Raw genomic sequence first — 22863 nt, 5'->3', positions numbered from 1 at the left:
TTGTAATCCCTTAATTTTACCATAGAGTTTGCATTCTAGATCTGTTGGGCACTTAAGATGCTTATGGACAATGAAAAAAAGACTACGCTTTAAGGCATAGTCTTACATGATGCAAATGTATTATTTTACGTACCTTACATACCAGTGGCCGTTCTTTTTCTCTATATATTCCCCCATCCAACCTTCTTTCAGCAACTTTTGCTGCTGTTCGGTATTCTCCATTAGAACAGATTGCTGTTCCGAAGTCGTCCCACGAGAAGGCTCTTGTAAATCCTTGAATAAAATATAGCGTAATTTATTGCCATATTTCACTTTGAGTTCTTTGATTCCTAAGCCAAGTGTAAATTTATCTTTCAAGCTTGGAATATTAAATGGTGCAACAGTTGTACAAATATAGCGATAGCGATCTCTCTCGACATGTTCCATTAGCCATTTACCGAGTGTCGTTTGCAGTCCATGCCCTCTATAGTCTGGATCCACACCTGAAATCTCCGAGTACAGCACGCTAGATAATTCATTTGGTGATACTCCCGCATCAATTCCTAAATGCTCTTCGTCTTCACCAGGATCCAACATAGCACGGAACGCGACGAGACGATTATCGACGAAAGCTCCTGCCATCATGCCATTGCCGCGCAGAATATACACAAACTCTACATCCGTTAGCGGTTGAAGAAATTCAGGTTGCTCAAGAACAGCAATGACCCGGTTTTGTAAAGCTAGAACTTCCGGCAACTGATCTTCTGTTAGAAGTGAAAGTGATGCCTGCAACGTCATAATGTCACCTTTTCTTTACGCACTGTCAATTCTTCTAGAGCTTGCTCATCTACATCAATACCAAGTCCAGGCTTTTCATTGAGTTCAATAAACGGTACGTCATAGTGCAGATTTCCAATGTCTTTACTGAATTTCAACGGCCCGGTCAATTCTACACTCGTCATCGATTTTTGCGAGAAAGCTACATGGAATCCTGCTGCAGATCCAATAGACGACTCCACCATGGATCCAACCTGACATTCGATACCTGCCATCTCCGCCATATGTGCAAGCTTCATTGCAGGATACATACCCCCACATTTCATGAGCTTGATATTCACTTTATCTGCTGCACGTTTTGCTATGATTTCACGCATCTCGCGCACGCCACGCAATCCCTCATCAGCCATTAGAGGCGTCGCAATTTTCGATTTGATTTCTACCATTGCATCGATATCATCCGCTTTGACTGGCTGCTCGAGCCAATCCAGTTCACAGCTTTCCAATTGTTTCATTGCCTGCAATGTCGTCGCACTGTTGACCCAACCTTGGTTAACATCCACACGGATTGCGATATCTTTGCCAACACGCTCGCGCACGGCCTGAATTCGCTTGACATCTTCAGCTGCGTTGGTACCGACTTTCATCTTTAATGAACTATAGCCAGCTGCCACACGATCAGCAGCTTCTTGTGCCATATGTTCAGGTGAAGCAATACTTAACACATGCGTAATTGGAAACTTCTTATGATAACGACCCCCAAGTAAATTATAGGCAGGGATACCATATGCCTTCCCCACTGCGTCAAAGCAAGCCATGTCTAGTGCCGCTTTCGCTGTAGGTACACCGTAAATCGCTTGATCCATCACTTCATGAATTTTCCCAAAGCGACTTGGATTTTCTCCGAGTAAAGCGGGAGCAAGAGTGTGACGAAGTACAGCAAATGTACCCTCCCAACTTTCGCCCGTGACATGGTCGTCTGCTACTGCTTCACCGTACCCTACGTAACCTGTGTCTGTTGTAAGTTTTACGATAATAGAAGGCATATCATCATAAGATGCGTAGCTAATTACAAATGGTTCATAGAGCGGTAATCGAATTGCAAAAATTTCAATTTCAGTTATTTTCATTATTTTTCTTCCTTTCCTATTGGCAGTTTTTCATTCGTATTGTATGATTGTCGTTAAATAGTCGCTAATGAGAAGAGGAGGTCCCATTATGAAGGTTACCATTGCATTGGTCGGCTCACAAGAATTTTGTCGGCAAGCAGAGAATATTATGTTGCCCCATAATATGCGCATTGATTACTATCAATATGATAGTCCGTCCGAAGCTCCTCGTTTACTGGAGACACTGAAACCTTGTCACGCTATTTTGTTCTCTGGCTCCTTGCCTTATGAAGCGTCTGAGCAAGTTCTTCGGACTATCTCGATTCCAACATTTTATATTCAGCAAAATGAACATACTATCGCTGTCACTTTATTATACCTTGCTTCAGAAAAAAATATCGCAATTCATGATATTTCTCTAGATATAAAAAACAAAATACACATTGAACAGATCCTGCAAGATCTCGATCCTCTCTCTTCCATGCAGAAGCCCGCTATACATGAACTGCAATCCAACGGTGATTTGCAGGCTGTTGTGAACTTTCATATTGAGCATGTAAAAAGCGGAAAGTCAAAAATGGCAGTAACTAGTGTGCATGCCGTGTATGATCAATTACAAGCGGCAGGCATCCCGTCATTCCGGATGTTGGATCCTGCAAGCAATATTTTACGTGCGATGGAACACGCTGTCCAACAAGCGAATTTAACAAGAAGCGAAGCGACTAAAATCGCTGTAGGTATACTGCAAGTTCATCAACCTGAGCAACTTCCACAGGACACCATCGAGACACTAGCAAACTACTTGCAGGCGCAATGGAAAGAAAAAGAAAGTAGCTTCTTTTTTTACACCACTATAGGAACCATTGAATTTGTCTTAGCACTGAAGGACTTCATACAGTTCTGTGAATCACTTCATCCTGCATCCACTTTATCTTTCGGATTAGGACAAACGATAGTAGAAGCTAGTGACAATGCGATGAGTGCACTGCAACTTGGCAAACAAGCGATCAACAAAGGCGTCTTTATGCTGGATGAACATAAGAAACTACACGGTCCTTTACCAGCTACAAAACCGTCAGTTGCGATGAGGTTGGACGACCCAGAGTTGCTTAAGATCAGTGAAAAGACGACATTGAGCCCTGCAGTCATTTCCAAGCTAACGCATTTTGATCAATTCAGGCAATCTACGCCATTCACAGCTAATGATTTAGCAGGATATTTAGGAGTTTCCAGAAGAACTGCTGAGCGTACAATTAAAAAGCTAATGGATCAACAATTTGTCGATACGGTTGGCGAAGAAATGACCTACAGCCAAGGCAGACCACGTGCATTGTACAAAATGAAGCTTGCTATCTATTAAAAACGCAAAGCCGTTAATTACCTTGGCTTTGCATTTTTAAATTATTCGATCTGTGCTTCAAGTTCCAACTTCGCTTCTTGCTCATTCATTTCCACAATTTCTTCAGACGTCATTTTGACAACGGCGAAACCGGTCAGAGCGTAGATGATTGAAATGAGAGGAACAGCAAAATTCAAAATAGCATATGGGCCGTATTCTACTACACTGACACCAAGCGTACCGAATATAAACACACCACAAGTATTCCAAGGAATAAACACGGACGTAAGCGTTCCGCCATCTTCCAATGCACGAGACAAGTTCTTCGAGCTCAATCCCATATCTTTATATGTTTTGCTGAACATTCTGGAAGGTACGACAATCGAAATATATTGTTCAGAACAAGTTGCATTGGTCATGACACACGCACCAATCGTTGAAATAATTAAAGTAGATGTAGATTTCACAACCTTCAGCAATTGCTTCATAATTGCTCGCAACATACCTGAATACTCAAGAATACCACCGAAGGTCATGGCCACAATAGTCATAGAGACGGTATACATCATACTATCTAGGCCGCCGCCATTAAATAGTTTATCAACTAGCTGGTTGCCTGTCTCGATTGCAAAACCACTCTGCAGAGCACCTAGCGCATCTGCAAATGTCCCTGACTGAAGCGTTACATGAGATAAAAAACCTAAAACAATTCCGATAATCAGTGCCGGTACTGCAGGAATCTTCATTGCGACCATCACGATGACTGCCAAAGGAACTAGCAATAGCCAGGGTGATATAACGAAGCTCTCTTGCATGACCTGGGCTGTTTTTGCAATCGATGTTAATTCCGCTTCACCTGAACCAAATTTTCTTCCAAGGAATGTAAACGCACCAAGAGCAATTACTAATCCAGGAATTGTCGTATACAACATATGCTTAATATGATCGAACAAATCCGTTCCCGTAAGTCCTGCGGCTAAATTGGTTGTATCCGATAACGGTGACATCTTGTCTCCAAAATATGCACCAGAAATGACAGCTCCCGCTACCATACCTGCAGGGATTCCCATACTGAGTCCAATCCCCATTCCAGCTACACCAATCGTTGCCATTGTCGACCAGGAGCTACCTATTGCCAATGAAACAATTGAGCAGATCAGCGCAATGGCTACTAGGAACCAAGAAGGTGTAATGATCTTCAATCCGTAGAAAATCATTGTCGCGACTATTCCGCCACCCATCCACGAGCCAATAACCAAACCGACCAGCATAATGATGATTACTGCCGGAAGGGCCAAACGAATTCCTTTGTACATCATTTCCTCAATTTCTTTCCACGAGAAACCATGACGCCAAGCTACAAGTGACGCAATGGCAGTGCCTACAATTAGCGGCATGTGCGGTCCTTCTTTAAGCTGTACTACGGTAATAATCATGACTAGAATCATCAATACTAACGGTAAGATCGACCACCAGAACCCTATTTCTCTTTTCCTCTGATCCATTGCACTTCACCCCATCCAAATTCAGTCAATTCAAAAGTGTCGCTATATAGTCGTTTAACCTATTTTAAACGTTTTCTAAATTATTTGTCAATGAGAATATGTAAGCGTTTACTGTATTTATTTTTTTAACCGATTGTCAGGCGCTGTGAGAGGCCTTTCTGAAACAGTGGAACCTATTAGCTAGAGAAGTTTATAAAATTCGTAAATGGGAATAATACAAAGTACTTTCATGAATGGGAGGCACACTGACAGTGACCGCTAATAACCAAAGAATAGATACGGTGAAATGCGTAACAGAATATGATACATTGCGCCGAGTCATTTTATGCCAGCCAGAATTTATGGCGATTGATGAAGTCATTAACGAAGTACAAAAAAAGTATGAAAATGAAAATATCGATAAAAGCCGTGCAATGAATCAGCACGCAGAATTCGAAAAACTTTTGAAGGAAAACGGAGTGGAAGTGATCACCCTTCCTACTTCTGAAAAATATCCCGAACAAGTCTTCACACGGGATATCGGCTTTACGATTGGCAATGAAGTATTTATCGCTGACTTGGCTGCAAATATACGAAAAGGGGAAGAAATCACACTAATAGAATGGCTGATCGCGCAAGACATTCCCTATCAGTCCGCGACGGATCGAATGGAAGGCGGAGACATCATTGTCGACCGGGATACTCTCTACATCGGCATCAGTAGCCGTACATCCGAGGAAGCTGTTAACAAGCTGGAAGAAAAGCTTCCTGATCATCAACTCAAGCGGATTCCATTTGACGGACGGTACTTGCATCTAGACTGCGTTTTCAATATCCTTTCTCCCGAAAAAGCGCTAGTCTTTCCAGCAGCGTTTGATCAGGAAACACTCCATCAACTGGCAGATTCATACCAACTGATCGAAGTGGCGGAAGATGAACAGTTTTCGCTAGGTACTAATGTCCTTTCCATTGGTAATAATAAAGTATTCAGCCTTCCACAAAACGAACAAGTGAATGCAAAATTACGCGCAAATGGATTTGAAGTCATAGAAGTCGACTTCTCTGAAATCATTAAATCAGGCGGTTCTTTCAGATGTTGTTCGATGCCTGTAGAACGCGGATAATACAAAAGACTGAAGCTTAAATGCCACAAACAATGCGGCGTTTTACGCTTCAGTCTTTTTCTATTCAATCACATCTATATAAGTCCCATATTCATTTTCTAACTCTGGAAGTTTCAGCACAATTGATTCGGGTACGATCAAGTGAATCGTCATAGCTCTAGACACCGATCCTGAAGAATAACCATACGCTCTTTCCCCAGTGAACTGATTCAATATATTCGAATCATGATAAAACGTATACTGTATATTATTAAGAGGTTGTTTAGGTACAGTCATTAAATTACTTTCCCAAATAGGCAATGCAATTTCAAGCCGGTCTGTAACGTCATAATACACATCATTCTCCTCCCCGATATTCGCCATCAGTTCAGGGGTGTAGACGGTTTCTGTAATGGTATGGCTGTTGTCAGGTGTACGTTCAATTAAAAGATAAGCATTTGTGAAAGAGGATATCACTAGTTCACCTTTTACTTTATGTGACCGCTTCGCCAGAACAAATTTTTCAGGAATCGGTGTCCCTTCTATTATCGCAGCCGGCAAATCAAACTCCACGTCCTCCACGTTGACTTTTGGGGGATTTTGATGTTCTACCTTACGTTCCATGACTTCCGCCACGACAAGACTAAGCAGCAGCAACAGAAGATAACCAAAAATGAAATTGCGATGAAACTTTTTCTTCAATCGTGTGCGCTTCATGTTTTTCATGAATATCACAATTAAAACTAGACCAATCAGCAGGAACACAGGTATCAAAACCATAAAAAACATCATGGATTTCTCACCTCCAAACGGTTTGTCACAAAGAAGCTGACACCGAACAGCACGGAAACAGACACTACTACTTTCAAAATAAATAATAGAATCGATGTCTCTCCGTAGTAAAAGTACAATAAGCTTTCACCTTCACCAACTGACAAGTTGATACCGAACGTGAAATACATAAACCAGATCAATCCAAACAAGGCGATAAACAACTTGCTGAATTGTATTAAGGTTCCAAGTAAATACCCAATCATCATGAGCAGCAACGTGTACGCTGTCATCACTAGAATACGTGAGAAGAAATCAAGCGGCGATGACAGTAGACCTGTCGTTTCTATGATGACATTGTCGCCGAACAGCGCGACAATTTTCATCACCGACCCGAGTAGCACTGTTGTCACACCACCGAGTAATGCCGCAGTACAAATGAAATAGAAGTTCGCGAGCTGAAAGGTTAGACGATTCGTCACGAATGAAAAAGATTCATTGCGCTGAGCAGCCGATGTCAACAAGAATCCGACAATAAGAGCCCAGAATAATGTCAATCCTACCTGTGGGTCATTCGATATGGACGTAAAGTTGAAAGTTATACCCTCTCCCCAATCGTTCATGGGAGTAGATCCGGCGCCACTTATGAAAATAGTTCCAATGATCTGCAATACAATCAGTGTCGTAAATACGGCTCCGTTGGTACTCAATTTAAATAAATACTGACGCTTTGCCAGTTCATTCACGCTCCATTGCGTTGTAAACATCGTCTACCCCTCCTGTCGTCTGGCCTGTCATTGCCAAATAGGCTTCGCTTGCAGATAGTGCCGATACGCGGATACCAGCCTGCTTCAGCTCATCCACTTCAGCCTCCGTATGCTCATTGTCAACAATCCATTCTGTCATCGGACCCGCATTCGATCGATGAACGACCCCATATCGAATCGCATAAGATTTAAGCACACTCTCTTTAGCTTGAAGTGACAGGAACTTTTCCTGCAGTTCCGTAATCGGACCATGAAAAGCAATGCTTTTACCGTCGATTACCAGAATATCCTCCAGCAAGTCCTCCATTTCTTCCATATGGTGACTCGATAAAAGAATAGTTCGTGGATGTGCTAGATAATCTTTCAGCAGCGCCCTGTAAAAATCTCTTCGCGCTCCAGCATCCATTCCCGTAATCGGCTCATCAAACATTGTTAGTGGACAACGTGTAGCAATGCCGACAACAGCATTGAATGTACTGCGTTTGCCCTTTGACAGGACACGATGGTTCAGCGTAAGCGGTAATTTGAAGTACTCAAGCAGACGCATAGCCAGGTCCTGATCCCAATTTTCATAGAAGCGATCACATTCCATTAGTAAATCACCCAGTGTTAGCGCATCCGGAAAGCCCATCATATCGTCTATGAAAATCATGTTGGCAGAAACCTTAAGACTATTGAAGGGACGCTCACTAAACACACGAAGCTCTCCATCTGACTCTTTTATGAATCCTGCAACCATCTTCATAAGTGTCGTTTTCCCCACACCATTACGTCCTACCAATCCCGTAATGACATTCTCACGGATTTCTAAATTTAACTGATTCAGTACTGTAATAGAACGATAGCTTTTCGTCACGTTTTTCAAAGTAATTGCTGGCATTATGACCTCTCCTTTCGCTCTGCCCTGATTAATTCAATGAGCTGTTCCTCTTGGAGGCCCAGCAATGTAGCTTCATTAAGTAGCTCCTGCACGAGACGACTTAACCTGCCGCCTTTACGTTTCGTCAGCAGTTTCTCACGTGCATCAGCAGATACAAACGTGCCAAGTCCCCGTTTCTTGTAAATAAGTTCTGCATCCAGCAAAATCGTCAGCCCCTTCCCCGCAGTCGCAGGATTGATGTTGAAAAGATCTGCCAGTTGATACTGCGAGTACACTTTATCGTCAGCTTGTAACGTACCGTCAATAATTTCCGTCTCTAACCATTCTGCAATTTGTATATAAATCGGCTTTTCTCCATCCATCTCAAGCAAGAACTTCACCACCTTAAGGTAAACTAGTGCATTACTATTGTAATGTACTATACGTGTTTTTATATTATACTGCAAGTGCAGAAAAAATATGTTGTAAAACGATGAATAAAATCATCACTTACTACTCATCCTAGGTATTTACACTGTATGTAAGGAGCGGATGAAATGAATACAGTAAAGGACTTTCCCATTCAGCAAAATAGATTAATAAATGCGGGCTTCCTATTAGCTTGCTTATGTTTATTAGATGCCGTTTTCACGGATTATGGTTTACGGCTTGGTCTTATAGAAGAAGCCAATCTACTAGTAGCGTTTTTATATGAACAAAGTATTCCTTTGTTCTATGTAGTGAAACTAGGGTTACCTTTGATACTTTTGTATATCGTGACAGTAAGTTCTTCAGGGATTGTCGTACGTATCGCTTTGACTACTGCATTATTCATTTATATCGCAGTACTGTTCATGCATATCTTTTGGTTGATCATAGTCGCAATCTGAAATGCAGTAAAATTACGCCTTCTATAACTCGTGTTATTGTATACTAAATGTATGATTACATGGAAAAGGTGGGGTTTTTATTGAACATTGTACCAGCATTGCAAACGCTTTCTATTGGTATGCCACGTACATTACCAACTACTAATGGTGAAGAATTTTCCACCGCTATTTGTAAACAGCCTGTAGAAGAAGCATTTCTTTCTGTAGATGGTTTTCAAGGGGATGGAATTGCAGACACGAAGCACCATGGCGGTCCCGATCGAGCGGTCTGTATCTATCCAAGTGAACACTATGATTTTTGGGAAAAAGAATTCTCCTGCATGTTGCCCACTTCTACATTTGGAGAAAATCTGACAGTAGACGGGATGTTCGAGAAAGATATATGTATTGGAGATATGTTTACAGTTGGAGATGCAGTGATTCAAGTCACACAAGGTCGAGTACCTTGCAGCACCATTAGTAAGCGCACTGGGTTGCCTGGTCTGATGAAAGGAATGGTCAACACCGGATTCACAGGTTACCTATGCCGTGTTGTTAAAGAAGGAATTGTTCGTTGGGATTCTCCGATTACTTTGCTTCAACAAGACCCAAACCACGTCTCCATTCTTTATGCAAATGAAGTATATTTTCAGCGTCCTAAAGATTTGGAAGGATTGAAACGAATTTTGGAAGTCGATGCACTGGCTGAAGAATGGCAACATATGCTGACGAAACGGCTAGATAAACTCAAGAATATCTAAAAAAGGAACTAACCTACGATAATAAAAATCGTCGGTCAGTTCCCTTTTTTTGTTTATATAAGCTGTTTCACTAATTCTCGATTTCGTTCCTTGAAGAGTTCATTATGGGAAGATACCATGCCATTTTCATTTGCTTCGGGATCAATATAGATTTTGGCGCAGTTTACTGCATTCGCTGCATCCTGAAATGCCCCTGCAATTAAATGCAACTTGCCTTTGTGGCTCAGTACATCCCCTGCCGCATACATCCCCTCTATGGACGTAGCACTCGTGCAAGTACCTGCAATCTGTTTATGTTCCGTTAGTTCAACACCAAGTTGCTGATCACCAATTAACGAAGTATCGCGCGCGTAACCGTGATTAATGATCACTTCATCCACAGCAATCGTAGTAACTTTTTCTTCTTCATTGTATTGTAGCTCCACTCTCTCAATTGAGCTATGATCTTCCGACGCAATAAATCGAGATATATTTGTATTAAAGTGACAGACCACACCGCTCTCCAAAAGTTGTCTTACTTGCGCTTCATGGCCGTTCAAATTCTCTTTACGATATGTTAGGTATACTTTCTTAGCAATCGGTTGCAGTTCATTCGCCCAGTCAATCGCTGCGTTGCCACCGCCTGAAATGAGGACGGTCTTCCCTTTGAAGCGTCCTAAAGATTTTACCGTATAGTTTAAATTCGACACTTCAAATCGTTCTGCGCCTTCCACCTCAATCTTCTGTGGATTCAAAATACCCGTACCTGTCGCAATTATCACGGTTTTACTATAATGAACAGTACCCGAGGAGCCATGTAATGCAAAATGCTTGTCTTCTGTCTTTTCGATCTTCACAATTTTTTCATTGAGTACGACTTCTGGGTCAAATGTTAATCCCTGAGCCACAAGCCGTTCAATTACCTGAGCTCCTGGTGCCGGGGTCATACCGCCAATATCCCAAATCATTTTCTCTGGGTAGACATGGATCTTTCCGCCAAGCTGCTGCTGATATTCAATGATTTTCGTCTTCATTTCACGCAATCCACTATAAAATGCAGCATATAACCCTGCAGGTCCGCCGCCGATAATCGTTACGTCTAGTAGCTGATCTTGTCTCATTCCATCTTCTCCCTTTAAAATAATTATTGACATCGCTTGCATTTCAATTTATAGTTCTCATTGTAACGACATTGATAATCATTATCAATGATTACTTAGTAGGAAAGGTTTGATTTCACGAAATGGTTCGCTTGTATACAGATAATCTACAAGTTTCATACGATGATCGCCTGATTGTTAAAGGATTATCGGTTCAAATACCTGACAAGAAAGTGACTGCCATCATCGGAGCAAATGGATGTGGCAAATCAACCTTTCTAAAAGCCGTTACACGCTTAATTCCTCATCAATCAGGAGACGTCATATTAGATGGTGGGAATATCGTTAAACAAAGGACGAAACAGCTCGCACAAAAGATGGCTATTCTTCCTCAGACACAAGAAGCCGCCAGTGGTTTAACGGTTGGTGAATTGGTATCCTATGGCAGATTCCCTTACCAGAATGCAATGGGGCGTTTGACACCGCGTGATATGGACGTCATAAACTGGGCACTCAAAGTCACCAATACGACTGATTTCAAATATCGTCAAGTCGATGCATTATCCGGTGGTCAACGGCAACGCGTTTGGATTGCGATGGCACTTGCTCAGGAAACAGATATTATCTTCCTAGATGAGCCGACTACTTATTTGGATATGGCACACCAGTTGGAAGTACTAGAGCTGTTGCAAAGGCTAAATGAAGAGCAGCAACGCACCATTGTCATGGTACTTCATGACCTAAATCAGGCTGCACGTTTTGCCGATTTCATCATTGCGATGAAAGATGGAGAAATTGTACGTGCGGGTATGTGCGAAGAAGTAATACGACCAGACATACTGCGAGAAGTATTTCGAATTGACGCGGAAATCGGAACGGATCCAAGAACGGGCAAACCGTTATGCATCACATATGATCTACTAAAAGGAGACGAATAACTGTTGAAGAAAATTCTATTACCTGCCCTTTTGCTTATCGTACTTGCGTTAGCAGCTTGCGGCAATAAACAGGAAGAACCTGCGAAAGAAGATTCACCTGCAAAAGAACAAGGAGCAAGCGGCACGATTACTTATGAATCTGAAGAAGGTCCTGTGGAGGTTCCTGCAGATCCGCAGCGTGTTGTGGTATTATCAAGTTTTGCTGGTACTGTACATGAATTTGGCGTGAATATAGTAGGAGCAGAGTCTTGGTCAAAAGATAACCCAAGCTTTGATTCATTTCTGAAAGATGTAGAAGAAGTTTCAGACGAAAACATTGAAAAAATTATTGAACTCGAGCCCGATTTAATTATTGGACTGAACACAATTAAGAACATTGATAAATTAAAAGAAATTGCACCTACTGTTACGTATACATACGGAAAAGTGGATTATTTAACACAACAAATCGAAATCGGTAAGTTATTGAATAAGGAAAAAGAAGCAACAGAATGGGTAGAAGCATTTAAGGCACGTGCGAAGCAAGCAGGAGAAGATATTAAAGCCAAGATCGGAGAAGATACGACAGTTTCCGTCATCGAAGAGTTTGACAAACAAATTTACGTCTTCGGCGATAACTGGGGTAGAGGAACTGAAATCCTATACCAGGAAATGAAATTGGCTATGCCTGAGAAGGTCAAAGAAATGACCGAGAAAGACGGATATTACGCCCTATCTGCAGAAGTCTTGCCTGAATTTGCCGGGGATTATGTCATCTTGAGTAAAAGTGATACCGGAGATAATTCATTCCTGGAAACAGAAACATACAAGAATATTCCTGCCGTCAAAAATGATCAAGTCTATCAGGTAAACACAGCAGAATTCTCTTTCAACGATGCTTACACACTTGATAACCAGCTTGATTTCTTCATCAAAAGCTTTTTAGGAACTAAGTAATCAAACAAGATGGGGCTCTTCTTCATTGAAGACCCCTTTTTTTATGACAAGAAAGGAGCGGATGAATAGAATGGAAAAACCCGTTGGAAAAGCTATACCGTCTAGTTTTAAATTATTTGCTAGCACAATCCTTTTAATAATCAGTTTCCTATTTGCTATGAAGCTTGGTGCCGCTCACACTTCATGGCAAGATGTTTTACTTTCATTCACATCAAACCAAGAAGACAACATTCAGATCCTAAAAGAAATACGCTTTCCGCGTGAAGTAGGTGCCGTGTTTGTGGGTGCCGCTTTGGCCGTTTCAGGGGCTATCATGCAGGGCATGACGCGAAACCCTTTGGCCGACCCGGGATTGCTTGGACTGACTGCCGGGGCAAATGCCGCATTAGCTATTGCACTTGCCTTCATTCCAACTATCAACTATTTCGGTATCATGACAGCTTGCTTCATTGGATCGGCTGTTGGTGCGCTGATCGTCTTCGGTATTGCTTCCGCGAAGCGAGGCGGCTTTGCACCCATTCGACTGGTATTGGCAGGCGCAGCCGTCTCCACATTTTTATTCGCCATCGCACAGGGTGTTGGTTTGTATTTTAAGATTTCAAAGGATGTGGCAATGTGGACAGCCGGCGGATTGATTGGCACCTCATGGGGACAGCTTCAGACTATTGCGCCAGTCATCATCATAGGTATCTTCGTCGCACTCGTACTTTCACGCCAGTTGACATTATTGAGCTTGAATGAAGAAGTAGCGATTGGACTTGGACAAAATACATTGAAAATAAAAGTCATGTTGTTTATTGTTATTATTTTATTAGCAGGAGCTGCTGTGGCATTAGCGGGTAACCTAGCATTTGTAGGATTAATGATTCCACATATTGTTCGTGCAATCGTCGGAACAGATTACCGATTCATCATTCCCATTTCCGCTCTTTTAGGTGCAACTTTTATGTTGCTAGCGGATACGGTTGGACGAATGCTACAAGCACCGTTTGAAACGCCTGTTGCTGCATTGATTGCCATCATTGGCTTACCGTTCTTTCTTTTGATCGTACGCAAGGGAGGTCGAGCATTCTCATGATACATCCACGTATACGAAGAAAACAAAGAATTCTCGGAATATGTTTAGTTGTTTTAATTCTCTTCATAACTATTCTCGCGCTTGGTTTAGGAGCTGCTTCTATTGAATGGAACCGGCTAGTCCCTACTTTCCTTGGCCAAGGCACGTTTAAAGAAGAGTTTGTACTGTTTTCTATTCGCCTTCCTAGAATCATCATTACGTTGCTGGCTGGTGCTGCACTTGCCTTGTCTGGTGCTATTTTACAAGGTATCACGCGAAACGATCTTGCGGATCCGGGTATCATCGGTATTAATTCGGGCGCTGGAGTCGCTATTGCGGTATTTTTCTTGTTTGTACCCATTGAGGCTGGCGCATTCGCTTACTTATTGCCGTTAGTAGGATTTTTGGGAGCCACCATCACCTCCGTTTTAATTTATCTATTTGCTTACAGTAGAAAAAACGGACTACAGCCTATGCGCCTTGTACTAGTCGGTATTGGATTCTCGATGGCTCTTTCAGGTGTAATGGTCGTATTGACTTCTTCTGCCAAGCAAGAGAAAGTGGATTTTATTTCAAGATGGATAGCCGGGAATATTTGGGGAACTGATTGGCCTTATATTTGGGCACTTGCCCCTTGGTTGCTTATATTAATCCCTTTCGCATTATTTAAAGCACACCGACTGGACATGCTTGGTTTGAATGAAGCTGTTGCGACGGGTATCGGCGTGTCGATCGAACGAGAGCGTGCAATATTATTGCTGGCCGCCGTAGCTCTAGCCGCTTCCGCTGTGTCGGTCACAGGTGGCATCGCGTTCATCGGGCTGATGGCGCCTCATATCGCCAAGTCCCTAATCGGCCCACGCCATCAAATGAATTTACCTATTGCTATTTTGCTCGGCAGCTTTCTTCTACTGCTAGCAGATACAATTGGTCGAAACATTTTGGAACCAAGTGGTATTCCAGCAGGTATTATCGTTTCGTTGATAGGTGCACCGTACTTTTGCTATTTACTAATTAAAAAATAAAAATGCCAGAACTACCCGCTTTGGGTGTTCTGGCATTTTCCCTTCATAATCCTCATTTGTACACATTCACAATAACTCTTTACCGTTATTTGTTTAAAACACTATCCAACTCTGAATTTTCATCGCCTATAATCCTTCTAGAAGCGGAAGGGAGGTCCTCCCAATACACTGCTCTTATAGTTTCATCAGACGAATGTTTAGTCATTAAACTTACAATAATTAACACTATCAAAGAAGCTGATAGTCCAGGCACTACTTGATCAAGACCCGTATTGAAAAAAGGCCAGATTGCAGTGACTAAACCAGCTATTATCATACTGGTAACAACCCCCCGAGCAGTCGTCTTTCTCCAGAAAATTACTGCCAAGAATGGAAAGACAATTGTTGTAGCTGAAATTCTTAATGCCCACTGGTATACACTAATAATATCTGTCATGAAATAAGATACAATCAATGCCATAACAGCTATTATTACCACACTGAAACGAGCCACAAACATCATCTGTTTACCAGATGCCTTTGGATTGATTATACGGAAGTATAAATCTTGCGAAATATTAGAGCTACCTTGAAGAATGAAGGAATCGGCTCCCGTCATCAACGCAGCTAGCAATCCGACAATAACGATACCGCCAATCGCCGGATGTAACAAATCTACTGTTACGTAAGAAAATATTAAATCTGGATGGAGGTCTGCCGGTACGAATTGGCGGGCCGTTACCCCGATTGCAAAGGGCAGTATACTAATAATAGCCGTTATAACATAGCCAGTTATTCCTGCCCGTATCGCAACTTCTTCACTTTTCGAAGCAAAAATTCTTTGCCAAGTCGATTGCCAAATTAAGTAGAATGGAGCTACTGTAAGTGCAAACATTAATACCTCTCCAACACCATGTGGACCGGCGGGAGATAAATACATCATTGGTGTTTGAGCTATCACGTTTGAAATACCATCGCCAAACTTAAGTGCTGTAAACGCTAATATAAATAGACCAATTACTAAAATAAAGCTTTGCAATGCATCTGTAACGATAGCAGCAACTAGTCCTCCGAGAATAGTGAAGCCAAGTATCAATGTAAACGACAGAAAAATTCCTACTTTGACATCAATATTAAAAACTATACTAAAAACTGTACTCATACCAACAATTTGAAGCGCAGTCGCAGGAACTGAGTATATAAAAGCGGATAGTATTGAAGGAATAACCCCTGTTTTGGAATTAAACCTTTCTCCAAATAAATCGGCCATTGTATACAATCTCTGTCTTCTAAGCGGTTTACTGAAAACATAAATGAGTAATATACTTGTTAAATAAGCAGGCAAAGCAAACTTAAAGTAACCAGACATGCCAACTGTAAAGCCCATACCAACCCAACCAATAAAGACTGCTGCACCCACATTCGTACTGATCGTTGTACCTACTATACTCCAAAAGCTCATATTCCAACCTGCTATTAGGTAGGAATCAGCATCTTTTACCTTAGTAAAATAATAAACACCAATAGCAAACATTACTACAAAATAAATCGATGAATAAGTTACATACCAAGCCATTTACATTCCCCCAATTATGCGTGTGTTCTCTATAGATGTGAGTTGTTTCATGAACTCTTATAAACTAATTCACCATCTATGATAGTCATTTCTATTTGAATGTCCTTTATTTTAATTGGATCAATGGTTATTGGATTTTCTTCTAATACTACGAAATCGGCGGCTTTGCCTACCTCAATACTCCCTACCTCATCTTCTTCAAAGTTTAGCTCTGCACCATAAATTGTCATAGACTTCAATGCAGTCTCTACATCTATCTTCTGATCTTCACCTAACACTTCCCCATCTCGCGTAATCCGATTGACAGCTGCCCATATTGAGAAAAGTGGAGAAATCGGTGTAATTGGACAATCAGAATGAAGTGTATATAACATATCAAGGTCATCAGCCTCCCGTAGCGCATTCATTCGCTTAGCTCGGTCTGGACCGAGGAAGATATCACGGTGACGATCACCCCAGTAGTAAATATGATTTATAAAGAATGAGGCCGCGATATCTAGCGATTTCATCTTTTTTAGATCATCCTCTGTAGCTGTTTGAACATGTTCAATCCGATGACGATGATCACGCTCCCCCCCTGTTTTGATAGCGCTTTCATACGCTTCAATAACAGAATTTATTGCATAGTCTCCATTGCCGTGCGTAGCAATCCTAAATCCTCTTTGATGAAAGTCCATTACATAATTATTTAATTGCTCTTGCGTGTAGATTAAATCACCATACAGTTTAGGATTGCAGTAATATGGTTCTCGCAATGCTCCTGTTAACCCTTGGATTGATCCATCTTGAAATAGCTTTGCACTATCCAGCTTCGCTCGGCCATTTGTCTTTCCTCGTATTTCCGCATCAAGTTCCGCAGCACTATACTCACTGAAGTCTCCACCCTTTTCTAACAGATAACTCAATATCATTAGACGCATTTTCATAGGATTCGCCTTTTTTTGAACAGCAAGTATATGTGCATCATATTCTAGCTTGAGTAAATGTAAGCCTACACCCGCGTCTGTATTCGTTGTAATACCTTGCGCAAGATAATCGACAGCTCCACGTCTTATTAGTTCAACAATTTCTTCAGTACTTGGAACAGGTACTGCGTCAAATACTATATCCATTGCACCTGGTTCATAAAGTACTCCTGTAAGTTCCCCATTTCTATCTTTTCCAAAATAACCACCATTAGGTTTAGGCGTATCTTTATCTACTCCAGCAATCTTTAAGGCAACCGAATTAGCTACAGCCAGGTGACCCGAAATGTGTCGAATGAAAATTGGATGATCTGTGCTAATTGCATCTAGGTCCTTTATGGTTGGATGACGTTTTTCATCAAGCATTGTATCGTCATATCCATACCCTAGAATCCACTCTCCTTTTTCTTTAGCTAAAGACTCTTTGGCTATGTTCGTTTGTAAATCCTTTATATTTTTATGTAAAGGAGATGTGCAGTTTACTTGGGCTTTATTCTGAGAGTACATCAGCAAATGATTATGAGTATCTACAAACCCAGGCATAATTGTTTTTCCATTCAAGTCTATTTCCACTGTTTTTTCAGATCGTGTTATTTGTTTTTCAGGTGGTCTTTCTGTATTCCATACTCCTGTTATACGCCCCTTATAACTAGTTAGCGAACGCCCCTCAGTGTTGACTTTATCCAGTGTTAAAACTGTGCCATTATAAATAATCAAGTCTGCTTTTATCACGTTGTCCTCATTCCAATCCATATGAGTTTAGTAAATGTTGATTTAAATACGAATGTCTTACGTCTTTCCGAGACAAAATAACCGTAATTCTTAACTCATCATGTTGTCCGTACCAGTTAAGATTGTTTATATACTAGCACATGTAAAGTTGCATGTATACAATATATTCACACTAGTCAGATTTATTTAAATTTAACTGTCATAGTTTCCCTATCTCTTTTTTTCTTGACCTTTACTGTCTATATAAAAAATCTTCTCTGTAAACATCTATTACAAATGTTTACGGATAAGATTTTAAAAATTTCACTATAAGATTAAAATAACTAATGAATAAAAACATAAAATATACTCACTTTTCTCTTGATAGCTTGATATGAAAAGAATACATATCGGCTTTACAATTCGCTATATAGTATTCAATCAAAGCACCCTTTGTATCTGTCAAAAATCTCTCCGTCTGTAGGGTGTTATCTGATTGGTTAATCCCTAATAGTTATGCGTCTTCACTATTCAAAGTGTTACTCGTTATAATTTGTTCGGCATCTGACAATTGAATATGTAGTTTATTTTCATGGAGGTCATAGAGTGCTTCTGTAGCAATATCCAGCTCTGACAATTTCATTCCAATGTATACAGGATAATAGTGAGTTTCAATAGCTAGCGGTGTTTCATAAGCGTATCTAAGCCTCTTAATTACATATATCTCGCCATCATCTGTAAAACCCTGCCGTGTCTCTTTTCCAGTATACCTTCTCGAACTAGTTGAGCTACAGCTTCCCTTACTGTAGCTCGACTCACTTCATGCTGCTCTGTTAACTCCCTTTCACTAGGAATCTTCTTTTCATAAAAACCTTGCTCGATAGAGTTCTTGATTATATCTTTAAGTGAAACATGCAGTGGTAAGGGACTGTTAGGATCTAACTTCACAATGCATTATCCTTTCTCGTTAGTTTAGAAGCCAACTATTATTTCAATGATTTGTCCGTAATTCAGTATATTCTATGGAATAATTTGTTAGTGTGCAACCATTTGATTATTACCTATATTTTCAAATTCATGATTTTCCATACAAGCATGCAATGAACAGTTCGAAGAAATTAACTGATAGTATTCTCCATTAAATATTCATAAATATTAAAATTACTACTAATAAGATTGACCTATTATACTGAATTAATATTTGATATTAGACGAACTATTAGAAGAGAAATGCCAGAACATCCCATCTAGGGTGTTCTGGCATTTCCCCTTCATAACCCTCTATCTTGCTTCATATAACGGATCAGCTCTTTTTCTCGTGCAGAATTTATCTCCTCAGTAAATGTAGAATTCCACTCATAATACCCTTTACCTGTTTTACTGCCGAGTTCTCCCGCGTCCAATAATTCCTGCATACTTGTTGCGGATTGTTTTGCATTCGATAAGTCCTTATATAGATAATTTGATATGTCTGTGTATACATCCAAACCACCCATATCTGCTGATAGGAAAGGACCGGTGACAGGTAATCTTCTACCGATACTATAAAGCACCGCAGCATCTATATCTTCTTTCGTCGCGATTCCTTCTTGTAGAATATGCTGTGCTTCACGCAATAAAGCGAATTGCAAACGATTTCCTACGAAGCCGGGTGCTTCCTTTTTCACTTCGATTGGCTTCTTATTAGCTCATTCAGTAGTGCTATGGAACGTTCAACTGTTTCATTATTCGTTCTGGCTCCTCTAACTACTTCGACTAATGGAATTAAGTGCGCCGGATGCCAAAAGTGTGTGATGACTGTGCGTTCAGGGTGTATTGTTTGATCCGCGATAGCTGTCGGACTGATTGCCGAAGTATTACTTGCCAGAATGACGGACGGATCACAAAGCTGATCCAGTTGCTTGAAGATTTGTTGCTTCAACTCTAGACGTTCAGGCACCGCTTCGATAATGAACGTCGCATCTTTCACAGCTTCTTCTATTGTAGTTACTGTAGTTACTCTCTCTTTCACTAATTCCACTTCTTCAAACGCCAATAAGTCATTATCCGTTAGCACTTTCAATTTACTTGCAATGCTTGCCTGTGCGCACTCGAGCTCTTCAGCGGCTATGCCATGCATCGTCACATCGTATCCAGCCCACGCAACACTCAGTGCAATGGAATGACCCATTGTACCGCATCCTATGATCGCTATTCTTTCCATAAACCTACCTCCAAGTCTGTCATGTGAAAGCAAAAGACGATACCTACAATAGAGGGTATCGTCAAAATGTATTATCTAATTATGAAGTCCGGTGAAACCGTAAACGTTGCTCCTGTCTTACCTTTAACTTCGTCTATTGAAATACCAGCAGATGTTTCAACGAGCACCATGCCGCTCTTCGTAAAATCAAATACAGCCAAGTCCGTGATGAGTCGGTCTACAACACCAAGACCCGTCAACGGCAACGAACACGTTTTCTTAACTTTCGATTCACCGTGTTTATTGACATGATCCATGATCACTACGACACGTTTTGCACCGACAACTAAGTCCATTGCACCGCCCATTCCTTTAACGACTTTTCCTGGAATCATCCAATTAGCCAAGTCTCCGTTTTCTGAAACTTCCATACCGCCAAGAATTGCCAAGTCAATATGTCCACCGCGGATCATCGCAAACGATTCCGCGCTATTAAAGAAGGATGAACCAGGGACTGTCGTAATGGTTTCTTTTCCAGCATTGATCAGATCTGCATCCTCTTGCCCTTCTACAGGATAAGGACCGATACCAAGCAAGCCGTTTTCCGACTGCAATAAAACCGTCATCCCATCTGGAATTTCATTGGCGACAAGTGTTGGCATACCGATACCGAGGTTAACATTCATACCGTCCTGAATTTCTTCTACCGCACGTTTAACGATTGTATTTCGTGTTTCTGACATGTTCATCTCTCCTTTTTACGTTTTTCTCACTGTTAAGCGCTCAATACGTTTTTCATAATCCGTGCCAAGTAAAACTCGCTGTACATAAATACCCGGTGTATCAATTTCTTCTGGAGTAAGTTCGCCTGCTTCCACGATTTCTTCTACTTCCGCAATTGTTATTTTTCCTGCCATCGCAGCAAGTGGATTAAAGTTCATTGCCGTCTTGCGGTACACTAAATTCCCAAGGGTATCGGCCTTCCAGGCTTTCACAAGCGCAAAGTCTCCAACGATCCCTTCTTCAAGCAGATACGTCTTACCGTTAAACTCTTTCGTTTCTTTACCTTCTGCAATGGGCGTGCCAACCCCTGTTGCTGTGTAGAATCCAGGAATCCCTGCACCCCCGGCTCTAATCCTCTCGGCAAGTGTTCCCTGCGGACTCAGTTCCACTTCTAACTCCCCGTTAAGGAACTGCTTTTCAAAAGTCTTGTTTTCTCCAACATACGAAGCAATCATCTTTTTAATCTGTTTATTCACTAGCAACCTCCCAAGACCTGCATCATCTACTCCACAGTTATTACTAGCTACAGTTAAATCTTTCACGCCACGATTCTGTAACGCCTCAATGGATTTTTCCGGAATACCGCATAATCCGAAGCCTCCTACAATTAACGTAGCACCGTCTTGAATATCTGAAACCGCTTCCATGAATGAATTCATTACTTTACTCATACTGTAACCTCCTCCGACTCTTTAATAATAGTGTACAGATTTCTGACTTATATGTAAAATGAATATTGTGAATGAATTTTATTCTTAATATGCATAAATGAAAGGTTGGATGATCATCGAACTCAAAGACTTTCGAGCTTTTATACACGTAGCAGACCATTTAAGCTTTACAAAAGCCGCTGAATATTCATATATTTCACAGCCCTCTTTAAGTAAATCAGTGAAAAAACTTGAAGAAGAACTCAATGTCATACTTTTCAACCGTTCTACACGCAGCCTTCGATTGACGGATGCGGGAGACATTGTATATGAGCAAGGACAGCAAATTCTACAATTACTTGGAGAGCTTCCTGTCTTACTCGAAGACCTCGCCGAGGGCGTGTCGGGAGAAATTAAAATCGGCATGCCACCTTTGATTGGCACACTGTTCTTTCCACAGATCGCTAAAAACCTTTCAAAGAATTATCCCCATATTAAAATCGAGTTGCACGAACTGGGTGCTAAAGTAGTAGAAGAGCTTGTAGATAAAGGTCAGATTGATGCTGGTATTATTGTGTTGCCGACCAATCAAGATATTTTCCAGGTCCATCCTTTTATATCAGATGAATTCTTTCTGTTCGTCCATACTGATCATCCATTTGCGAAACGAGATGCTGTCGCATTATCTGAGTTAAAAAATGAACAACTCATCCTATTTTCTAAAAGCTTTGCCTTACACCGCTATATTATAGGCGCCTGTAAAGAGGCAGGGTTTAATCCGACTATATCGTATGAAAGCTCCCAATGGGATTTAATCATTGAACTGGTGGCGGCCAAACTAGGTATCACGCTTCTTCCTCAATCCATCTCAACGAAGTTTACGAATAAAAACATAAAGATGATTCCCCTTCAAGAACCGCCTTTACTATGGGAGCTTGGCATCGTCACTAAGAAGAACAGTTATCATTCATTTGCGTTGAAAAAATTTATGCAATTATTTTGAGAACAATTGAATTGATTTCTACAAAGAAACGGATTGTACCAATGATCACAAGTACTGAATGAAACGCGCCTACACCCTATCATGTTGTCAGCACTTGGAGATGCGTAACTGAAACAAAAATCCAACCGGCATCGGTTGGATTTTTGTTTCACGTGGAACAG

The 22863-nt window shown here is 41.1% G+C and carries 25 protein-coding genes; 9 read left to right on the top strand and 16 right to left on the bottom strand.

Going from position 1 to position 22863, the window contains the following annotated elements; translation table 11 throughout:
• Positions 1 to 120 precede the first annotated feature (120 nt).
• Positions 121 to 777 carry a GNAT family protein gene (locus CSV80_RS09885; RefSeq protein WP_099670701.1) on the bottom strand — a complete coding sequence of 219 codons (657 nt, stop codon included), beginning with the start codon at positions 775 to 777 and terminating at the stop codon, positions 121 to 123.
• A complete protein-coding gene (locus CSV80_RS09880) occupies positions 774 to 1886 on the bottom strand; it encodes a mandelate racemase/muconate lactonizing enzyme family protein (RefSeq protein ID WP_099670700.1) in 1113 nt (370 codons plus the stop codon). Before CSV80_RS09880 ends, CSV80_RS09885 begins: the two co-directional genes overlap by 4 nt.
• 88 nt (positions 1887 to 1974) lie before the next feature.
• Between CSV80_RS09880 and CSV80_RS09875 the strand changes: the two genes are divergently transcribed.
• Positions 1975 to 3225 carry an HTH domain-containing protein gene (locus CSV80_RS09875; RefSeq protein WP_158231880.1) on the top strand — a complete coding sequence of 417 codons (1251 nt, stop codon included), beginning with the start codon at positions 1975 to 1977 and terminating at the stop codon, positions 3223 to 3225.
• A gap of 41 nt (positions 3226 to 3266) precedes the next feature.
• On the opposite strand, the gene nhaC is transcribed toward CSV80_RS09875, so the two are convergent.
• Positions 3267 to 4709 (bottom strand): Na+/H+ antiporter NhaC, encoded by a 1443-nt coding sequence (nhaC, locus tag CSV80_RS09870; protein ID WP_099670698.1) that lies wholly within the window; start codon positions 4707 to 4709, stop codon positions 3267 to 3269.
• 233 nt (positions 4710 to 4942) lie between these two features.
• Between nhaC and CSV80_RS09865 the strand changes: the two genes are divergently transcribed.
• Entirely contained in the window at positions 4943 to 5812 is an 870-nt protein-coding gene (locus tag CSV80_RS09865; RefSeq protein ID WP_099670697.1) for a dimethylarginine dimethylaminohydrolase family protein, read from the top strand.
• Positions 5813 to 5872: 60 nt separating this feature from the next.
• On the opposite strand, the gene CSV80_RS09860 is transcribed toward CSV80_RS09865, so the two are convergent.
• The 4 genes from CSV80_RS09860 to CSV80_RS09845 are packed head-to-tail and all read right to left on the bottom strand — an operon-like array spanning position 5873 to position 8571.
• Positions 5873 to 6571, bottom strand: coding sequence for a hypothetical protein (locus tag CSV80_RS09860; protein ID WP_143560478.1), 699 nt, complete (start codon positions 6569 to 6571; stop codon positions 5873 to 5875).
• Between the two features lie 8 nt (positions 6572 to 6579).
• A complete protein-coding gene (locus tag CSV80_RS09855; protein WP_099670695.1) occupies positions 6580 to 7329 on the bottom strand; it encodes a hypothetical protein in 750 nt (249 codons plus the stop codon).
• A complete protein-coding gene (locus CSV80_RS09850; RefSeq protein WP_233201563.1) occupies positions 7301 to 8209 on the bottom strand; it encodes an ATP-binding cassette domain-containing protein in 909 nt (302 codons plus the stop codon). Before CSV80_RS09850 ends, CSV80_RS09855 begins: the two co-directional genes overlap by 29 nt.
• A complete protein-coding gene (locus CSV80_RS09845; protein WP_199083964.1) occupies positions 8209 to 8571 on the bottom strand; it encodes a GntR family transcriptional regulator in 363 nt (120 codons plus the stop codon). The genes CSV80_RS09850 and CSV80_RS09845 overlap by 1 nt, the downstream gene beginning before the upstream one ends.
• A 174-nt stretch (positions 8572 to 8745) precedes the next feature.
• Between CSV80_RS09845 and CSV80_RS09840 the strand changes: the two genes are divergently transcribed.
• Both CSV80_RS09840 and CSV80_RS09835 read left to right on the top strand, forming a co-directional pair.
• A complete protein-coding gene (locus CSV80_RS09840; RefSeq protein ID WP_099670692.1) occupies positions 8746 to 9078 on the top strand; it encodes a DUF5658 family protein in 333 nt (110 codons plus the stop codon).
• A 59-nt stretch (positions 9079 to 9137) separates the two neighbouring features.
• A complete protein-coding gene (locus CSV80_RS09835; RefSeq protein ID WP_199083961.1) occupies positions 9138 to 9818 on the top strand; it encodes an MOSC domain-containing protein in 681 nt (226 codons plus the stop codon).
• 53 nt (positions 9819 to 9871) lie between these two features.
• Here CSV80_RS09835 and CSV80_RS09830 read toward each other — a convergent pair whose 3' ends face one another.
• Positions 9872 to 10918: an NAD(P)/FAD-dependent oxidoreductase gene (locus CSV80_RS09830; protein ID WP_099670691.1), complete on the bottom strand. Its 1047-nt coding sequence runs from the start codon at positions 10916 to 10918 to the stop codon at positions 9872 to 9874.
• Positions 10919 to 11040: 122 nt separating this feature from the next.
• Between CSV80_RS09830 and CSV80_RS09825 the strand changes: the two genes are divergently transcribed.
• The 4 genes from CSV80_RS09825 (at position 11041) to CSV80_RS09810 (ending at position 14853) form a co-directional block, all read left to right on the top strand.
• A complete protein-coding gene (locus CSV80_RS09825; protein WP_099670690.1) occupies positions 11041 to 11835 on the top strand; it encodes an ABC transporter ATP-binding protein in 795 nt (264 codons plus the stop codon).
• Between the two features lie 3 nt (positions 11836 to 11838).
• On the top strand, positions 11839 to 12771 hold the full coding sequence (locus CSV80_RS09820; RefSeq protein WP_099670689.1) for an iron-hydroxamate ABC transporter substrate-binding protein: 933 nt from the start codon (positions 11839 to 11841) through the stop codon (positions 12769 to 12771).
• Positions 12772 to 12841: 70 nt separating this feature from the next.
• Complete coding sequence (locus CSV80_RS09815) at positions 12842 to 13849, top strand: FecCD family ABC transporter permease (protein WP_099670688.1); 1008 nt, start codon at positions 12842 to 12844, stop codon at positions 13847 to 13849.
• Complete coding sequence (locus CSV80_RS09810) at positions 13846 to 14853, top strand: FecCD family ABC transporter permease (RefSeq protein ID WP_099670687.1); 1008 nt, start codon at positions 13846 to 13848, stop codon at positions 14851 to 14853. The genes CSV80_RS09815 and CSV80_RS09810 overlap by 4 nt, the downstream gene beginning before the upstream one ends.
• Positions 14854 to 14938: 85 nt before the next feature.
• Here the strand turns inward: CSV80_RS09810 and CSV80_RS09805 are convergent, their stop codons facing one another.
• The 8 genes from CSV80_RS09805 to CSV80_RS09775 all read right to left on the bottom strand — a co-directional run bounded on the left by CSV80_RS09805 (position 14939) and on the right by CSV80_RS09775 (position 21720).
• Positions 14939 to 16408: a sodium:solute symporter family protein gene (locus CSV80_RS09805; protein ID WP_099670686.1), complete on the bottom strand. Its 1470-nt coding sequence runs from the start codon at positions 16406 to 16408 to the stop codon at positions 14939 to 14941.
• A 47-nt stretch (positions 16409 to 16455) separates the two neighbouring features.
• A complete protein-coding gene (locus CSV80_RS09800; RefSeq protein ID WP_199083960.1) occupies positions 16456 to 18126 on the bottom strand; it encodes an amidohydrolase in 1671 nt (556 codons plus the stop codon).
• A 472-nt stretch (positions 18127 to 18598) separates the two neighbouring features.
• Positions 18599 to 18799 carry a UTRA domain-containing protein gene (locus CSV80_RS17820; protein WP_233201565.1) on the bottom strand — a complete coding sequence of 67 codons (201 nt, stop codon included), beginning with the start codon at positions 18797 to 18799 and terminating at the stop codon, positions 18599 to 18601.
• The gene (locus tag CSV80_RS17815) at positions 18799 to 19032 is read right to left on the bottom strand and encodes a GntR family transcriptional regulator (protein WP_099670683.1); all 234 of its coding nucleotides are present in this window, start codon (positions 19030 to 19032) and stop codon (positions 18799 to 18801) included. The genes CSV80_RS17820 and CSV80_RS17815 overlap by 1 nt, the downstream gene beginning before the upstream one ends.
• Positions 19033 to 19355: 323 nt before the next feature.
• On the bottom strand, positions 19356 to 19751 hold the full coding sequence (locus CSV80_RS18175) for a 3-hydroxyacyl-CoA dehydrogenase family protein (protein WP_369802820.1): 396 nt from the start codon (positions 19749 to 19751) through the stop codon (positions 19356 to 19358).
• Positions 19748 to 20287 carry a 3-hydroxyacyl-CoA dehydrogenase family protein gene (locus CSV80_RS18170; protein WP_369802819.1) on the bottom strand — a complete coding sequence of 180 codons (540 nt, stop codon included), beginning with the start codon at positions 20285 to 20287 and terminating at the stop codon, positions 19748 to 19750. The genes CSV80_RS18175 and CSV80_RS18170 overlap by 4 nt, the downstream gene beginning before the upstream one ends.
• Positions 20288 to 20358: 71 nt before the next feature.
• On the bottom strand, positions 20359 to 21009 hold the full coding sequence (locus CSV80_RS09780; protein WP_099670682.1) for a 3-oxoacid CoA-transferase subunit B: 651 nt from the start codon (positions 21007 to 21009) through the stop codon (positions 20359 to 20361).
• A 15-nt stretch (positions 21010 to 21024) separates the two neighbouring features.
• Entirely contained in the window at positions 21025 to 21720 is a 696-nt protein-coding gene (locus tag CSV80_RS09775; RefSeq protein ID WP_099670681.1) for a CoA transferase subunit A, read from the bottom strand.
• A gap of 115 nt (positions 21721 to 21835) precedes the next feature.
• Between CSV80_RS09775 and CSV80_RS09770 the strand changes: the two genes are divergently transcribed.
• Positions 21836 to 22702, top strand: a complete 867-nt coding sequence (locus tag CSV80_RS09770; protein ID WP_099670742.1) for a LysR family transcriptional regulator — start codon at positions 21836 to 21838, stop codon at positions 22700 to 22702.
• The last annotated feature ends 161 nt before the right edge of the window (positions 22703 to 22863 follow it).

It is taken from the genome of Sporosarcina sp. P12(2017) (assembly GCF_002743035.1).
GTDB lineage: Bacteria > Bacillota > Bacilli > Bacillales_A > Planococcaceae > Sporosarcina > Sporosarcina ureae.
The sequence above is the reverse complement of the archived record's forward strand: the minus strand, read 5'-3'. Positions and strand labels throughout refer to the sequence as shown.

What these genes read in the sequence shown, in the direction of transcription:
- CSV80_RS09825 (WP_099670690.1), top strand. Translation starts at nt 11,041, where the DNA reads ATGGTTCGCTTGTATACAGATAATCTACAAGTTTCATACGATGATCGC.
- CSV80_RS09860 (WP_143560478.1), bottom strand. Translation starts at nt 6,571, where the DNA reads ATGGTTTTGATACCTGTGTTCCTGCTGATTGGTCTAGTTTTAATTGTG.
- CSV80_RS09850 (WP_233201563.1), bottom strand. Translation starts at nt 8,209, where the DNA reads ATGCCAGCAATTACTTTGAAAAACGTGACGAAAAGCTATCGTTCTATT.
- CSV80_RS09780 (WP_099670682.1), bottom strand. Translation starts at nt 21,009, where the DNA reads ATGTCAGAAACACGAAATACAATCGTTAAACGTGCGGTAGAAGAAATT.
- CSV80_RS09885 (WP_099670701.1), bottom strand. Translation starts at nt 777, where the DNA reads ATGACGTTGCAGGCATCACTTTCACTTCTAACAGAAGATCAGTTGCCG.
- CSV80_RS09880 (WP_099670700.1), bottom strand. Translation starts at nt 1,886, where the DNA reads ATGAAAATAACTGAAATTGAAATTTTTGCAATTCGATTACCGCTCTAT.
- CSV80_RS09845 (WP_199083964.1), bottom strand. Translation starts at nt 8,571, where the DNA reads ATGGATGGAGAAAAGCCGATTTATATACAAATTGCAGAATGGTTAGAG.
- CSV80_RS09835 (WP_199083961.1), top strand. Translation starts at nt 9,138, where the DNA reads ATGGAAAAGGTGGGGTTTTTATTGAACATTGTACCAGCATTGCAAACG.
- CSV80_RS09805 (WP_099670686.1), bottom strand. Translation starts at nt 16,408, where the DNA reads ATGGCTTGGTATGTAACTTATTCATCGATTTATTTTGTAGTAATGTTT.
- CSV80_RS09865 (WP_099670697.1), top strand. Translation starts at nt 4,943, where the DNA reads ATGGGAGGCACACTGACAGTGACCGCTAATAACCAAAGAATAGATACG.
- CSV80_RS09875 (WP_158231880.1), top strand. Translation starts at nt 1,975, where the DNA reads ATGAAGGTTACCATTGCATTGGTCGGCTCACAAGAATTTTGTCGGCAA.
- CSV80_RS09815 (WP_099670688.1), top strand. Translation starts at nt 12,842, where the DNA reads ATGGAAAAACCCGTTGGAAAAGCTATACCGTCTAGTTTTAAATTATTT.
- CSV80_RS09775 (WP_099670681.1), bottom strand. Translation starts at nt 21,720, where the DNA reads ATGAGTAAAGTAATGAATTCATTCATGGAAGCGGTTTCAGATATTCAA.
- CSV80_RS09855 (WP_099670695.1), bottom strand. Translation starts at nt 7,329, where the DNA reads ATGTTTACAACGCAATGGAGCGTGAATGAACTGGCAAAGCGTCAGTAT.
- CSV80_RS09840 (WP_099670692.1), top strand. Translation starts at nt 8,746, where the DNA reads ATGAATACAGTAAAGGACTTTCCCATTCAGCAAAATAGATTAATAAAT.
- CSV80_RS09800 (WP_199083960.1), bottom strand. Translation starts at nt 18,126, where the DNA reads ATGGATTGGAATGAGGACAACGTGATAAAAGCAGACTTGATTATTTAT.
- nhaC (WP_099670698.1), bottom strand. Translation starts at nt 4,709, where the DNA reads ATGGATCAGAGGAAAAGAGAAATAGGGTTCTGGTGGTCGATCTTACCG.
- CSV80_RS09810 (WP_099670687.1), top strand. Translation starts at nt 13,846, where the DNA reads ATGATACATCCACGTATACGAAGAAAACAAAGAATTCTCGGAATATGT.
- CSV80_RS18170 (WP_369802819.1), bottom strand. Translation starts at nt 20,287, where the DNA reads ATGGAAAGAATAGCGATCATAGGATGCGGTACAATGGGTCATTCCATT.
- CSV80_RS09830 (WP_099670691.1), bottom strand. Translation starts at nt 10,918, where the DNA reads ATGAGACAAGATCAGCTACTAGACGTAACGATTATCGGCGGCGGACCT.